General features: G+C 62.4%; 14 protein-coding genes. 8 read left to right on the top strand and 6 right to left on the bottom strand.

The window, feature by feature from the left end:
- Positions 1-201 precede the first annotated feature (201 nt).
- Positions 202-510, top strand: a complete 309-nt coding sequence (locus tag NKJ09_RS00370) for an immunity 53 family protein (protein ID WP_352495962.1) — start codon at positions 202-204, stop codon at positions 508-510.
- Positions 511-687: 177 nt separating this feature from the next.
- Here the strand turns inward: NKJ09_RS00370 and NKJ09_RS00365 are convergent, their stop codons facing one another.
- The gene (locus tag NKJ09_RS00365) at positions 688-1119 is read right to left on the bottom strand and encodes a TerB family tellurite resistance protein (protein WP_352495961.1); all 432 of its coding nucleotides are present in this window, start codon (positions 1117-1119) and stop codon (positions 688-690) included.
- A gap of 193 nt (positions 1120-1312) precedes the next feature.
- Here NKJ09_RS00365 and NKJ09_RS00360 point away from each other — a divergent pair, with 193 nt between their 5' ends.
- From NKJ09_RS00360 to NKJ09_RS00350, 3 genes are all read left to right on the top strand, one after another.
- Positions 1313-1483: a hypothetical protein gene (locus tag NKJ09_RS00360; protein ID WP_023676480.1), complete on the top strand. Its 171-nt coding sequence runs from the start codon at positions 1313-1315 to the stop codon at positions 1481-1483.
- 109 nt (positions 1484-1592) lie between these two features.
- A complete protein-coding gene (locus tag NKJ09_RS00355) occupies positions 1593-2420 on the top strand; it encodes a helix-turn-helix domain-containing protein (RefSeq protein WP_031194284.1) in 828 nt (275 codons plus the stop codon).
- A gap of 73 nt (positions 2421-2493) precedes the next feature.
- Entirely contained in the window at positions 2494-2916 is a 423-nt protein-coding gene (locus NKJ09_RS00350; protein WP_023719962.1) for a VOC family protein, read from the top strand.
- On the opposite strand, the gene NKJ09_RS00345 is transcribed toward NKJ09_RS00350, so the two are convergent.
- Complete coding sequence (locus tag NKJ09_RS00345; protein ID WP_352495960.1) at positions 2913-4382, bottom strand: cobyric acid synthase; 1470 nt, start codon at positions 4380-4382, stop codon at positions 2913-2915. The genes NKJ09_RS00350 and NKJ09_RS00345 overlap by 4 nt on opposite strands.
- A 1-nt stretch (position 4383) precedes the next feature.
- The gene (locus NKJ09_RS00340; protein ID WP_352495959.1) at positions 4384-4998 is read right to left on the bottom strand and encodes a dimethylsulfonioproprionate lyase family protein; all 615 of its coding nucleotides are present in this window, start codon (positions 4996-4998) and stop codon (positions 4384-4386) included.
- A 137-nt stretch (positions 4999-5135) separates the two neighbouring features.
- Here NKJ09_RS00340 and NKJ09_RS00335 point away from each other — a divergent pair, with 137 nt between their 5' ends.
- The 4 genes from NKJ09_RS00335 to NKJ09_RS00320 all read left to right on the top strand — a co-directional run bounded on the left by NKJ09_RS00335 (position 5136) and on the right by NKJ09_RS00320 (position 8597).
- Positions 5136-6302 (top strand): isobutyryl-CoA dehydrogenase, encoded by a 1167-nt coding sequence (locus tag NKJ09_RS00335; RefSeq protein ID WP_023719959.1) that lies wholly within the window; start codon positions 5136-5138, stop codon positions 6300-6302.
- Positions 6303-6381: 79 nt separating this feature from the next.
- On the top strand, positions 6382-6750 hold the full coding sequence (locus NKJ09_RS00330; RefSeq protein WP_023719958.1) for a four helix bundle protein: 369 nt from the start codon (positions 6382-6384) through the stop codon (positions 6748-6750).
- A gap of 62 nt (positions 6751-6812) precedes the next feature.
- Positions 6813-7697, top strand: coding sequence for a 3-hydroxyisobutyrate dehydrogenase (gene mmsB, locus NKJ09_RS00325; RefSeq protein ID WP_352484536.1), 885 nt, complete (start codon positions 6813-6815; stop codon positions 7695-7697).
- Between the two features lie 486 nt (positions 7698-8183).
- A complete protein-coding gene (locus NKJ09_RS00320; protein ID WP_352495958.1) occupies positions 8184-8597 on the top strand; it encodes a VOC family protein in 414 nt (137 codons plus the stop codon).
- Between the two features lie 111 nt (positions 8598-8708).
- On the opposite strand, the gene NKJ09_RS00315 is transcribed toward NKJ09_RS00320, so the two are convergent.
- The 3 genes from NKJ09_RS00315 to NKJ09_RS00305 all read right to left on the bottom strand — a co-directional run bounded on the left by NKJ09_RS00315 (position 8709) and on the right by NKJ09_RS00305 (position 13653).
- Positions 8709-10088 (bottom strand): aspartate aminotransferase family protein, encoded by a 1380-nt coding sequence (locus NKJ09_RS00315; protein WP_352484535.1) that lies wholly within the window; start codon positions 10086-10088, stop codon positions 8709-8711.
- A gap of 240 nt (positions 10089-10328) precedes the next feature.
- Positions 10329-12398 carry a prolyl oligopeptidase family serine peptidase gene (locus tag NKJ09_RS00310; RefSeq protein ID WP_352484534.1) on the bottom strand — a complete coding sequence of 690 codons (2070 nt, stop codon included), beginning with the start codon at positions 12396-12398 and terminating at the stop codon, positions 10329-10331.
- Between the two features lie 94 nt (positions 12399-12492).
- Positions 12493-13653 (bottom strand): MFS transporter, encoded by a 1161-nt coding sequence (locus NKJ09_RS00305; protein WP_352484533.1) that lies wholly within the window; start codon positions 13651-13653, stop codon positions 12493-12495.
- Between the last annotated feature and the right edge of the window lie 22 nt (positions 13654-13675).

The following is a 13675-nucleotide window of genomic DNA, read 5'->3' as shown; positions in this document are numbered from 1 at the left end:
AACTACACCGATCGCGGTCAATCAGGCGAGCGGAGTGTCGAGTCTAGCCACAAAGAAAGCAAGGATTCGACCGGCAACAATGGCGGACATTAGAATGGCTAAGGAGGCGGCGAAACGGGGCGTCGGGACCCTGTAAAGCCAAATCCCAACAAAGGAGGCGATAAACCTCCTTCTGTTCCAAACGACTAACAGGAGGGGCTAATGGTCGACCTATCAATGCTCGAGTGGTTAGAGGAGTGGTACCAAGGGCAGTGCAACGGCGATTGGGAACACCAATACGGCATAAAAATTGATACGATCGACAACCCTGGATGGGAAGTTTCAATAGATTTGCACGGGACGCAGCTCTATGGAAGAAAGTTTACAGACGTAAGCTTTCAGTATGGCGAGGAAATAGATTGGTTTTTTGTAACAGTCAAGGATGGTACTTTCAAGGGATTTGGAGGGGCAAGGAACTTGTCGAAGATTATCGAACAGTTTAAAAAGTTTGCGATGGAGACGCAAAGGTAAATAGAGAAATTAGATGCCTAAAGATTTTTTTCGCTAGATGTACAAAACTGGAACTACGGTGACAGTGCTGGACCTCACCACATAAATGAGACACGGCAATTTCTGTGACAGGTTATCCTGGAGGATGACCTATTACAGACAAAATGACGCTCAGAACGTCAGCAGTCAGCCGATGACTCAGTCTTGCGGCTTCACCACATCGGCCGGGCTGATGTCGAGCAGGTCGAGGGTGCGGCGCAACAGCTGCATCTCGCTTCCGGCAAGTTGCGAATCGGCCTTGGCGATCTCGGCCATGTGACGGGCGAGCAGCTTGCGCCGCTCGACGTCGAGGTCGCGAAACTGAGCGATGGCTTGCGAGCCGTTGGTCTCGTAGCCGAATTCGTTGAGATACTCGATGACGCTGTCGATGCTGGTTTCGGGAATGCCGAAGGCGTCCCGGCAGATACGCCTGAAGGCGGTCATTTCGCTCTCGCTGACCGACCCGTCGGCCAGGATCATGCGGAACAGCATCAGCAATTCCGCCGACAGCACCGGATCGTCCGCCACCTTGCGCACGCCGGGATCGCCGTCGAAGATCGAGCGTATCTGATCCAGCAATCCCATCGCCATCAGCCCCTTCCGATTCGTCGGGAAGGTAACGCGGAATCGGCTTGGCGCAAACGGGGTGCGCATAGTCGAACCGGCCATATTCTCGCCGGAAAACTGCTGGCCGATCCGGCAAGCCCCGCTGCGCGCGCATTGGTGTGTGACCGCGCGACTGATAGTATGCCGTTGTACGAATCATGTTGAGGAGGGACCGGACATGAATCTCAGTGCGCCTACCCAGCTTATTTTCATCATATCCCTTGTCATCGCCATCATCGGCGTTCTCGCCGCGCTTGGCGTTCTTGCGTTTATCCCTTTGAATGCCGCGTGGATTGTCGTCATCGCCTACATCGTGCTGGCCGCCGGCTGCCTGATGCGCGGCGCTTAAACACGTCCAGACAATTCAGAATCTCAGGCAACTCGGAGCGCCCGGCCAAACCCCGGGCGCTTTTGATTCTGCAGGATGGTCTGTTAGAATTCCTGGACGAGGGAAGCACATGCCCGCCAGCGAAGACGGCAGCCGCCACGACGGCCCAGGGCTCGATCGGTTCGAGATGGTGCGGCGCGCGCCCAGTCATCGGCTTCAAGGCGCCGTCACCGACATGTGCGGCTTTCGCGAAACCATGCCAGGCCATTTCCGCGTCATCGAATATGCCTCGCTGACCGTGCCGCTGGTCATCAGCTTTGCCGAACCCTTTGCCATCGGGCTCGGCAGGGACCCCGGCGACAATGACCGCTTCGCCAGTTTTGCCGCCGGCCTCTACGCCGGGCCGGTGGTGATCGAATCCTTCGGCGGCGCCTGTTGTGTGCAGATCAATTTCACCCCGCTCGGCGCTCGTCGCTTCTTCGGCCGGCCGATGAGCGAACTGACCGATCGCATGGTCGGCCTGGATGACGTGCTCGGCGTTGGAGGCGTCGCGCTTCGCGAAAGGCTTGGCAATGCGCCGGATTGGAGCTCACGCTTTGCCATCGCCGAGGCCTTCGTCGCCGACCGGTTGGCAACCACAGACGGCACTCAAGCCGAAATTGTCTGGGCCTATGAGACGATCGTCTCGACGAGTGGTCGGACCCGCATCTCGACGCTGGCCGAAAAGCTTGGCTGGAGCCGCAAGCATCTCGCCGGAAAATTTTCGGACGCGGTCGGCGTTGGACCCAAGACGCTCTCGCGCATCGTCCGCTTCAACCACGCGCTTTGCCTGTCGAGAAAGGCCAACAGCGATTGGGCCGACATCGCCGCCGACTGCGGCTATGCCGACCAGGCGCATCTGGTGCGCGAGTTTCGCGACCTCGCAGGCGTCACGCCGACGACTGTCGCCGTGAGGTAACATTTCTTCAAGACGCGCGACCGGCCTTCGCCCAGACTGGGTTGATCGACCAACACAGCGAAGGAGATCAGCCATGCCGAACACCACCGAAGCACCGCGGCTTTACCCGGCGCTGCGCTACAGAAATGCCGGCAAAATGATCGACTGGTTGTGCGAGGCCTTCGGCTTCAGCGTCCGCACCCGCTATGGCGAAGGCGACGTGGTGCACCATGCCGAACTCGCATTCGGCTCCTCGATCATCATGCTCGGCACGGCCCGCGACGATGCCTATGGAAAGATGGTCGGCGCGCCCGGCTCGGGCGGCGGCAAGTCGATCTATGTCGCGGTCGCTGACGCCGACGCGGCATACGCTCGGGCAAAAACCGCCGGCGCCGAGATTCTGGAAGAGCTCACCGACCGCGACTATGGCAGCCGCGAATTCATCTGCCGCGATCCGGAAGGCAATGTCTGGTCGTTCGGCACCTACTGGCCGAAGGCTGACGAAGCCGCCAGCTAACGCGCCAGCCCGAAAATCGCGTCGCAGTCGAGGTGGGTTTCCAGTTCGGCTGCGATCTCGTCCAGTGCCCGTTCGACCTCGGCGCGGTAGTCGATGCCGCCGCCCTTGACGCCGAGGCTTTCGAGGAATTTCGCCCGGAAGGCGTCGGCGGAAAACAGCCCGTGCATGTAGGTGCCTGACACCTTGCCGTCGGCGGAGATGGCGCCGTCATCGACGCCGTTGATAACGGCGGATGGCCGCAGCGTGTCGGGACCGGTGGTGCGGCCGAGATGGATTTCGTAGCCCTCGAGCGGCAGATCGAACGGCACCGAGCGCGCGCTGACATTGCGCACCGTCTTTTCCGGCTCCATAACCGTTTCGACGTCGAGCAGGCCGAGGCCTTGCGTCTCGGTAACGCTGCCCTCGATGCCGTAGGGATCGCGCACGCTATGGCCGAGCATCTGGAAGCCGCCGCAAATACCGACGATATGGCCACCGCGTTTCCTGTGCGCGGCAAGGTCGCGGTCCCAGCCATTCTCGCGGAATTTCACGAGATCGCCGATCGTCGACTTTGAGCCGGGAATGACCACCAGCCCTGCATCCTGCGGCAGGCGTTGGCCAGGCGGCACGAACACCATCTCGACCTGCGGTTCGGCCTTGAGCGGGTCGAGGTCGTCGAAATTGGCGATGCGCGAGAGCACCGGCACGGCGATCTTCAGCGCGCGCCTCTGGCCGGACGCCAGCCGTTCGAGCACGACGGAATCCTCCGACGGCAGCCGCGCCGCCGCCTTCAGCCACGGCACGATGCCAAAACAGCGCCAGCCAGTGAATTTTTCGATCGCCTCGATGCCGTCATCGAACAGCGAGACATCGCCACGGAACTTGTTGATGAGGTAGCCGACGATCATACGCCGGTCCTCCTCCGGCAGGATCAGATGGGTGCCAGCGACCGAGGCGATGACACCGCCACGATCGATATCGCCGACCAGGATCACCGGCACGCCGGCGCGCGTCGCAAAGCCCATATTGGCAATGTCTCGGCTCCTGAGATTGATCTCGGCCGGCGAGCCGGCGCCCTCGACAATGACCAGATCGGCGCCCTCGCCGACCTTCGCCCAGGAGTCCAGCACCGCATCCATCAACCGGCCCTTCAGCGCCTGGTAGTCGCGCGCCCGCGCCTCGCCGAACACCTTGCCCTGCACGACAACTTGAGCGCCGACATCGGTCTGCGGCTTGAGCAGCACCGGATTCATGTGGATGGTCGGCGGCACGCCGCAGGCGATCGCCTGCAGCCATTGCGCGCGGCCGATCTCACCGCCGCTTGAATCGCCGGGAATATCGGCGACGGCGGCATTGTTCGACATGTTCTGCGGCTTGAACGGCCGCACTTTCAAGCCGCGGTTCTTCGCCGCGCGGCAAAGACCGGCGACGAGCACCGTCTTGCCGACATCCGAACCCGTGCCCTGCAGCATGATTGCCTTGGCCATATCAGCCCCTGCCCTGCGCAACGGTTCCGGTGATCGTCGACTTGGCTGCCAGCGGGCCGCCGCGCCAGAGATAGAGCGCCAGCAGCGGCTCCTTGCCGGTGCGCATGGCATGGCTGACGTCAGAGGCATGGTGTATCAACTCGCCCGCCGCTCGAAGGCGAAAACCGCCATCGCCCATGCGCCATTCGGCGCCGCCGGTCAGCGGGATATAGATCTCCTCCGCGACATGATGGTGGTCGGGGTAGACAATGTCGGGCCCAAGGATCAGCAGGCCGGCCGCGACCTCTTCATTGACGAAATGACCGCGCGTGCCGAATACCTCCAGCCAGCCGTAATTGTCGATGAAAATCTTGCCGAAATCCGCTTCGCCATAGGTCTGGCCCCAGCGCAGATCGCCGCGACGCTGCGCAACCAGCCGCGCCAGCGGCTTGGCCGCAGCGGGAGCGAGTTCGACGATACGGTCGAGCAGGACGAGACAACGCAGTGCATGCGGTTCGAGCGGCCGGCTTGGCATGTCCCAGCCGATTCGGGCCACGGCGTCGCGCACCAGCGCATCATCGAACGTCTGGAGATAGGCATGGAAGCGTCCAAGCAGTTCGTCGAAATTTGTCGTCACACTTTGCTCCAAAGCGCATTCGCACACAGCGGCTGCGCAGACGGTCGGGTTGCGCGGCGGCATCATTGGTCTAGATTGGACGGCGCGCAAAGCCAAAAACGACAGGCCAGCAGGCCGGAAACATCAGGGAGCACGCCATGGACGCCGCTGTCGATGCGGGCACCAGCCAGTTCGAACTCAACGAGGACCAGCGCGCCATCCAAGAGATGGCCGAGGCCTTCGCCGCCGATCGTGTGGCGCCGAACGCACTCGACTGGGATCGCAACAAATATTTCCCCGCCGACGTGATCCGCGAGACCGGCCCGCTCGGCCTTGGCGGCATCTATGTCCGCGACGATGTCGGCGGCTCGGGGCTCGGCCGGCTCGACGCCGTGCTGATCTTCGAGGCGCTTTCGCGTGCCGATCCGGCGTTTTCCGCCTTCATCTCGATCCACAACATGGCAGCATCGATGATCGACCGCTTCGGCAGCGACGAGCAGCGCCGGCGCTTCCTGCCGAAGCTGACCTCGATGGAATGGCTGGCAAGCTACTGCCTGACCGAGCCGGGCTCGGGCTCGGATGCGGCGGCGCTGAAGACGCGCGCGGTCAAAAGCGGCAGTGACTATGTGCTGAACGGCGCCAAGCAGTTCATCTCCGGTGCCGGCGACAGCGACCTCTATGTCGTCATGGCGCGCACCGGCGCCGACGGGCCGAAAGGCATTTCCACCTTCGTCGTGTCGAACGATGCGCCCGGCCTTTCCTTCGGCGCCAACGAACACAAGATGGGCTGGCACATGCAGTCGACCCGCCAGGTCGTCTTCGAGGACTGCAAGGTGCCGGCGGAAAACCTTTTGTCGGCAGAAGGCGCCGGCTTCGGCATCGCCATGGCCGGGCTCGACGGCGGCCGCTTGAACATCGCCGCCTGTTCGCTCGGCGGCGCGCAATCGGCACTCGACAAGGCTCTCGCCTACACCGCCGAGCGCAAGGCCTTCGGCTCGAAGATCAACCAGTTCCAGGCGCTGCAGTTCAAGCTCGCCGACATGGAGACCGAATTGCAGGCAGCACGCATCTTCCTCTACACCGCCGCCTCGAAGCTCGACCGCAAGGCGCCGGATGCCGGAAAATGGTCGGCGATGGCCAAGCGCTTCGTCACCGACACCGGCTTCAACGTCGCCAATGACGCCCTGCAGCTGCATGGCGGCTATGGCTATCTGCACGATTACGGCATCGAGAAGCTGGTACGGGACCTGCGCGTCCACCAGATCCTCGAAGGCACCAACGAGATCATGCGCGTCATCATCGCTCGCGCGCTGATCGGACGGTAAGGCAGTAGGCAGTAGGCAGTAGGCAGTAGGCAGTAGGCAGTAGGCAGTAGGCAGTAGGCAGTAGGCAGTAGGCAGGAAGATGACCGGCAAGATCAATTCGTACAAGGATCTTATCGTATGGCAGCAGGCGATGGATCTGGCCGTCACCACCTACTCCTTGACCAAGGCATGGCCAAAAGAAGAATTGTATGGGTTGACCAGCCAAATTCGCCGCTCAGCAACCTCTATTCCTGCAAACATCGCGGAAGGTTATGGTCGAGACAACAGAGGCTCCTATCAGCAATTTCTCAGGATAGCCCAAGGATCGTTGAAGGAGTTCGAGACACACCTTCAGATCGCTGAACGCATTGGCCTTGCCACGCATGACCAAGCTTATCACGTACTGTTAGCGACCGAGGGCATCGGAAAAATGCTTCGCCAACTTATTAGCAAACTTGCGCCCGAATAGGTCGCCTACTGCCTACTGCCTACTGCCTACTGCCTGCCTTACCCAAACCGCGGAGTGCCATTATGACCACCATCGCCTTCATCGGCCTCGGCAATATGGGAAATCCGATGGCCGCCAACCTGGTCAAGGCCGGGTATGCCGTGCACGGCTTCGACCTGGTGCCGGAAAACCTCGTCATCGCCAGGGAGCACGGCGTCGTCATCATGGCCAATGCCGTTGCGGCGGTAAAGGATGCCGATGCGGTCATCACCATGCTGCCGGCCGGCAAGCATGTGCTGTCGGTTTACGCAGACATCGCGGCCAAGGCGAAAAAAGGCGCGTTGTTCATCGATTCCTCGACCATCGACGTCGAGTCGGCGCGAAAGGCCCATGCCACCGCGGCCAAGCACGGATTGCTGACGATCGACGCGCCGGTCTCCGGCGGGACGGGCGGTGCGGCGGCCGGCACGCTGACCTTCATGGCCGGCGGTTCGAAGGACGCCTTCGCCAAGGCCGAACCGATCCTCAAGCCAATGGCCGGCCGCATCGTTCATTGCGGCGACGACGGCGCCGGGCAGGCGGCGAAGATCTGCAACAACATGATTTTGGGCATTTCGATGATCGGCGTTGCCGAGGCCTTCGTGCTGGCGGAAAAGCTCGGCCTGTCGCACCAGGCGCTGTTCGACGTCGCCTCGACCTCGTCCGGCCAGTGCTGGTCGCTGACCACTTACTGCCCGGTGCCCGGCCCTGTGCCGACATCGCCCGCCAACAATGGCTATAAGCCCGGGTTTGCAGCGGCACTGATGCTGAAGGACCTGAAACTGTCGCAGGAGGCCGCACAGAGCGTCGGTGCGGCAACGCCGCTCGGCGCCGAGGCAGCCCAGCTTTATGCGCTGTTCAACGCACAAGGCAATGCCGGCGCGGATTTTTCCGGCATCATCAATTTCCTGCGCGGTGACCCTGCGTAAGGTCAAATTTCATAGTTTTCGATCTGCCCAAAGCGGAAAGTCGGCAAATTTAGGTTTGCTTAAGCTCTTGCTAACCCTGCAGTAACGATGTGCGTTTAAAACGGATTGCGAGGCGGACATCCGCCCGGCGCTCCGGATCAGGTCTCGCGTACCGGAGCCCGTAAGTTTCGCCGTAAGTTTCGCAAGTGTATTGTTGGCGAAGCACCATGCGTATCTGGCAAAGCCGCGTTCCGATGGAGCGCGGTTTTTGCGTTTTCGCCATGTCGTCGGAGCTATATTCCGATTGCCGCGTCGCTGATGCGGCCCTTCGGTGCTGTCTCAGTTTGAATTTCCGCTCACGACCCCCACATGAATTTCGGCTCGCTACCATTTCCACCGAGCGGGCTCGAAAGCTTGAAGGCAACCCAGTTGCAGACATAGTCGCGAAGACTATTTCATTAGAGGCTATACGGCCGCACGAATCTCTTCACATATTGAGGTCCCGCAATGGCGCACGAGCCTCGAAAAAGACCATTATTCCGCAAGCTCGATAATCATCTATTGCGGGTGAGCGACCTCGATGCAGCCGTATCGTTCTATGGGGATCGTCTCGGTCATGCGCTCGTTTGGCGGGACGATGAAGCCGCCGGCTTTGCGCTGCCTGAAACCGATGCGGAGCTGGTTGTCCATCTTCATATCGGTCCCGAGACCGACATCCTGGTCGATAACGTGGACGACGCGTTTGAGGAATTCTTGGCCGCCGGCGGTGAGGCTGTGCAACCGCCATTCGAGATCGCGGTCGGGCGGTGCGCCCGTGTCCGCGATCCTTTCGGCAACATTGTTGTGATCTTGGACCAATCGAAATGGATGTTGGTCACTGACGCGAAGGGGCACGTCATCGGTGTCAAGGCGGGCCAGTGATCACGCGTGGTCGTCGATACTGCCAACAGCCTCGCCTGGCGAACTCTTCGCCATAAAGCGGCATTCAAACTCCGGGCGCCCGATTACCGGACGCCCGGCGATCGTTCCATCTTACCGCTTGCGCAAATCTGCTTCGGCCAGGTCGAGCGCCCTGGCGATGCGGTCGCAGGCCATGTCGATCGTCTCGCGCGTCCAGATCAGCGGCGGCGACAGGATCATCGTGTCGCCGGTGGCGCGCAGCATCATGCCTTGGGCAAGGGCGTGGTCGCGAACCATCACCGCCGCGCTGCCGGCCGGCAGGAAGCGCTCCTTGGTCACCTTGTCCTTGACGATCTCGATCGCCCCCATCAGCCCGAACGAGCGCACCTCGCCAACCAGATCATGCCCACCGAAACGTTCCTGCAGCGCCCTGGCGAAGTAAGGCCCGGTGTCGTTCCTGACGCGCTCGACCAGGCCCTCGCGCTCGATGATCTCGAGGTTCTTCAGTGCCACCGCGCAGGCCACCGGATGCCCGGCATAGGTGTAGCCGTGATAGAATTCGCCGCCCTTTTCGACCAGCGTCGCCGCGATGCGGTCGCCGACAAGCAGCGCCGACAGCGGCTGATAGCCGGAGGTCAGCGCCTTGGCCGTGGTGATGGTGTCGGGCTCGACATCGAAGGCTTGTGCGGCGAACCACTCGCCGGTGCGGCCATAGCCGGTGATAACCTCGTCCAGCATCAGCAGGACATCGTATTTGCGGCAAATGCGCTGCACCTCCGGCCAGTAGCTCATCGGCGGGATCTTCACCCCGCCTGCCCCCATCACCGGCTCGCCGATGAAGGCGGCGACCTTATCGGCGCCAGCTTCGAGGATCGCGTCCTCGACCGCTTTTGCCGCGCGCAGGCCGAAATCATGGTCGCTTTCGCCGGGCAGTGCGAGCTCGTACGCATAGGGCATCATCACGTGGACGATGTTGGGCACGGCGCCGCCGAGCTGGTTGTGCATCAAATCCATGCCGCCGAGCGAGGCACCGGCTATGGTCGAGCCGTGGTAGCCCATCTTGCGCGAGATGATGCGGTTCTTCTCGGGGCTGCCTTCCAGCACCCAATAGTGGCGGACGAGGCGCAGCGCCGTGTCGTTGGCCTCCGAACCGGATGAGCCGTAGAACACCTGGTTGATGTGCCTTGGCGCGATCTCCGCCAGCTTTTTCGACAGCAGAACCGGCGTCGGCGTCGAGCATTTGAAGAAGGAGTTGTAGTAGGGCAATTCCTTCATCTGGGCGTAGGCGGCGTCGGCAAGCTCGTCGCGGCCGTAGCCGACATTGACGCACCATAGCCCGGCCATGCCGTCGAGGATTTCCGTCCCTTCGGCATCGTAGATGAACGGACCGTTGGCGTGAGTGATGATGCGCGAGCCGGTCTCGCGCATCTCCTTGTGGTCGGTGAACGGATGAAGGTGATGCGCGGCATCGATCTGCTGAAGCTGCTTCAGCGAATAATTCTGGTAGGTCATGTCTGGTCTTTCCTCTTGAACCAATCCGGCAGCTTTCGCGCCGGGGCGGATTCGTTAGAGGACAGCGGGCGGCGAATAGCCGATACGGGCGCACAGCCGCAACAGCTCGGCGCGAAGCGTGCGCGGCGACGGCGTCACCGCCACCCCAAATGCGCACCCCGATTTCGCCAGCCGAGCCATGCATGTACCTTAGGCTGCCTCCAGCCCTCAGTTCAAGCCGTACCGGTCAAGCGATGTCGGTCAATTGGTGCCAGTCAGGGCCCGCTGCAGGAAGACGTACTTCATCGCCGCCTGTGCGGCCTGCGGCCGCCGATCGCCGCGCCCGCCATGCCCGCCCTCGGTCTCTTCGAAGAACAGCGTCTTGCCATGGCCCGCCGCCTGCAGCCGCGCCGCCATCTTGCGGGCATGGCCGGGATGGACGCGGTCGTCGGCAGTCGAGGTCGTCAGCAGTACCGGCGGATAGGCTGCATCCGTGTCTACATGCTGGTAGGGCGAATAGGAGGCGAGCCAAGCTGCCTCTTCCGGCTTCGCCGGATCGCCATACTCGGCCATCCATGACGCGCCGGGCGGCAGCTCGGTGTAACGCAGCATGTCGAGCAGCGGCACGTCGATGATCACCGCGCCGAACAATTCCGGGCGTTGCGTCAGCGAGACGCCAGTCAGCAAGCCCCCGTTCGAACCGCCCTGGATGCCCAGCGTGGCCGGTGTGGCGATGCCGCGTTTGACCAGATCTTGCGCCACCGCTGCGAAATCGTCGAATGCATTCTGGCGATTGGCCTTGAGCGCCGCCTGGTGCCAGTTCGGGCCGAACTCGCCGCCGCCGCGGATGTTGGCCTGCACATAGGCATTGCCCTTCTCCAGCCACAGCCTGCCGCGCACGCCGGCATAGCCGGGCAGCAGCGGCACTTCGAAGCCGCCATAGCCGTAAAGCAATGTCGGCACCGGCCCGTCCTGGTCGCGCCGCCTGACGACGAAGTACGGGATCATCGTGCCGTCCTTCGAGCGCGCCTCGAACTGTTCGGAGACCAGGGACGACGCATCGAAGCGCGCCGGCTGCGACTTCACCGTTGCCAGCGCCGCGGCATTATCGTCCGACCAGATGATCGAGCTCGGCGTCAGGAAATCGGTGAAGGAGAAGGAGACGCTGGAGCCGAAATGCTCGGCATGGCTGATGCCGACATTGCCGTTTTCGGGCAATGCAACGGGCTTGAACTCCCAGCCGCTGTCGCTGCGCTCGCCGGCGATGACCTTGCCGCGCACATTGTCCATCAAATTGATGAACAGCCGGGCCTGCGTGCGGGCGATGCCGGCGATCGAGACACGGTGCGCCGGCTCGAGCACGATATCGATGGATCCGAACAGACCGGTTTCGATCCAGCGCTCGAAATCGAGTGAATAGAGCCCGTCGGGCTTGCACAGCGTGCCGTCCGGCGCCGTCCACGGGGTACGCACGCCGAAGACAAGCTGGCCCTTGAACAGCGCCGTATCGGTGACGTCGTCCGGCAACGGGATGCGCCGGTTCTCGCCAGAAGGCAGCCGCAGGAAACTGTGCGAGGCGAAGAAGTCGAGCGTCCGGGCCAGGAAGACGTGGCGCCTGTCACCGTCGAATTCGACGGATCCGCCGGCGGCGAGATCCTGCTTCAGCGCCTCGAAGATCGGCATCGCCGCTTCCAGTGGCGTGCCGCGCCGCCAGAGCTTGACCACGCGCGGATAGCCGGACTGGGTCTTGTCGTCCTCCTCGAAGGCGGCGGAAACGATGACCGTGTCCTCGTCCAGCCAGCTGAAGTTCGATTTCGAGGCGGGAGCACGAAAGCCACCCTCGACGAAGGACCTGCTTTCGATATCGAATTCGCGCATCTCGCTGGCATCGCCGCCATCCGGCGACAGGCTGAGCAGGCAGCGGCTGAAATCGGGGTAAAGCCGGCTGGCGCCGCTGAACACCCATTTCACCCCCTCTTCCGCCGCCAGACTGTCGAAGTCAATGATCGTCTGCCAATCCGGCTTGTCGGTCTTGTAGGACGCGACGGTGGTGCGCCGCCAGAGGCCGAGTACGTTCGTGCGGTCCTGCCAGAAATTATAGACATGGCCGTTGATAGCGGCCCCGACGGCGATGTTATCCTCGGCCGTCATCAGGTCGAGCGCGGTCTGGAACGTTGCCTGGTAGGACGGGTCACCCTGCAATTCGGCGACAGTGATTTCATTCTGGCGATGAACCCAGTCGAGCGCTCGCTGGTCAGTCCTGCCCTCCAGCCAGAGGAAGGGATCTTCGGCCGCCGGATCCGGTTGGGCCTGGCTGTTCAATTTGGTCATGAGGTCTCCGGTTGAGTCGGGCGTCGGCATCGCCAAGATCGACACGGGGCCGCTAATATTCAAGTCATTGCGTCAGAACGGCGACTTCAGGCATTCACACCATCCGCCTTCGAATGACCGTTACAAGCGCCAGCGCCAGGCAAATGGCGCCAAGCGTGAGCGGCAGGCCGCCTGCGCCAACAACATCCATGGCGCCGCCCGCCAGCGGCGGCACGGCGATGCCGCCGACGCCCCACATCAGCGAAAAGGCGGCGTTGCCGGCGACCAGCGCCGAGCCGGTGAACCGCTCGCCGAGCTCGATGATCGACATCGTGTAGATGCCGTAGGAAACCGCACCCCAGATGAAGACGCATGGCCATATGAGCGGCGTCTCGATGAGAACCGGCAACAGCACGCATCCGAGCACCGTCACCGCCACACAGATGAACCGCACCAGCCGCGCCGTCAGTCGTTCCGCCAACAGGCCGAGCGGCACCTGCATAGCGATGTTGCCGGCGATCATCACCGACAGCAGCGCCGACATGCGCGCTTCGGCGATGCCGTAATGCGTTCCGTAGACCGGCAGCAAGGCGAGCACTGCCTGTTCGAAACCAGCGGCCACCACGACCGCCGACAACAGCAGCCACGCCTGCGGCACGAATCCCAGCACCGAAACCCGGTGCCCGCTCTCGTCGACCCTCGGCAGCCGTGCCAGCACCGAGGCAAGGCAGGCGCCGCAAAACAGGAATGCGCCGATGCCGACCAGAAACGGCGGCCATCCCACGGTGCCGACCGCAAGCAGGCACAGCGGCCCCGCCGCAAAGCCCGCCGAAATGATCGTCGAATAGATGCCCATGACGCGGCCGCGGCGTGCTGGCGGCGCCAGTGCGATCACCCAGACTTCGCTCAGCACGTAGAGCGGGTTGGTGACCCCACCGATCAAAAAGCGCAGCGGAAACCACAGATAGACATTTTGCGTCCAGCCGATCAGCGCCAGCACCAGCGCGGAAAGTGCCGCGCAAGTAAGCGCGGTGCGCCCGGCCCCGAAACGGCGCGACAGAGCCGGGACCAGCGGCGAGGAGACGATGAAGCCGATCGGCGTCATTGCCGCCGACAGGCCTATCATGGCCGGCGAGACGCCCTGGCGCTGCAGGATGAAGCTCAACAGCGGATAGCTCAGCCCTTGCGCAATGGCGAACACCGAGACGGTTGCGATCACGCCGGTGATGGCCGCCCATTGCACTGTCTCGCCGCTGTTCTGTTCCGCCCGGTCCATGATGCAGGATTAGCGTTTCGGT

This window comes from Mesorhizobium sp. M0189 (assembly GCF_040322135.1).
Lineage (GTDB): Bacteria > Pseudomonadota > Alphaproteobacteria > Rhizobiales > Rhizobiaceae > Mesorhizobium.
This window is presented reverse-complemented; position numbering and strand designations above follow the sequence as displayed.

Bases quoted from the DNA above. Each gene is read 5' to 3' on its own strand.
- NKJ09_RS00370 (WP_352495962.1), top strand. From the start codon at position 202: ATGGTCGACCTATCAATGCTCGAGTGGTTAGAGGAGTGGTACCAAGGG.
- NKJ09_RS00365 (WP_352495961.1), bottom strand. From the start codon at position 1,119: ATGGCGATGGGATTGCTGGATCAGATACGCTCGATCTTCGACGGCGAT.
- NKJ09_RS00360 (WP_023676480.1), top strand. From the start codon at position 1,313: ATGAATCTCAGTGCGCCTACCCAGCTTATTTTCATCATATCCCTTGTC.
- NKJ09_RS00355 (WP_031194284.1), top strand. From the start codon at position 1,593: ATGCCCGCCAGCGAAGACGGCAGCCGCCACGACGGCCCAGGGCTCGAT.
- NKJ09_RS00350 (WP_023719962.1), top strand. From the start codon at position 2,494: ATGCCGAACACCACCGAAGCACCGCGGCTTTACCCGGCGCTGCGCTAC.
- NKJ09_RS00345 (WP_352495960.1), bottom strand. From the start codon at position 4,382: ATGGCCAAGGCAATCATGCTGCAGGGCACGGGTTCGGATGTCGGCAAG.
- NKJ09_RS00335 (WP_023719959.1), top strand. From the start codon at position 5,136: ATGGACGCCGCTGTCGATGCGGGCACCAGCCAGTTCGAACTCAACGAG.
- NKJ09_RS00330 (WP_023719958.1), top strand. From the start codon at position 6,382: ATGACCGGCAAGATCAATTCGTACAAGGATCTTATCGTATGGCAGCAG.
- mmsB (WP_352484536.1), top strand. From the start codon at position 6,813: ATGACCACCATCGCCTTCATCGGCCTCGGCAATATGGGAAATCCGATG.
- NKJ09_RS00320 (WP_352495958.1), top strand. From the start codon at position 8,184: ATGGCGCACGAGCCTCGAAAAAGACCATTATTCCGCAAGCTCGATAAT.
- NKJ09_RS00315 (WP_352484535.1), bottom strand. From the start codon at position 10,088: ATGACCTACCAGAATTATTCGCTGAAGCAGCTTCAGCAGATCGATGCC.
- NKJ09_RS00310 (WP_352484534.1), bottom strand. From the start codon at position 12,398: ATGACCAAATTGAACAGCCAGGCCCAACCGGATCCGGCGGCCGAAGAT.
- NKJ09_RS00305 (WP_352484533.1), bottom strand. From the start codon at position 13,653: ATGGACCGGGCGGAACAGAACAGCGGCGAGACAGTGCAATGGGCGGCC.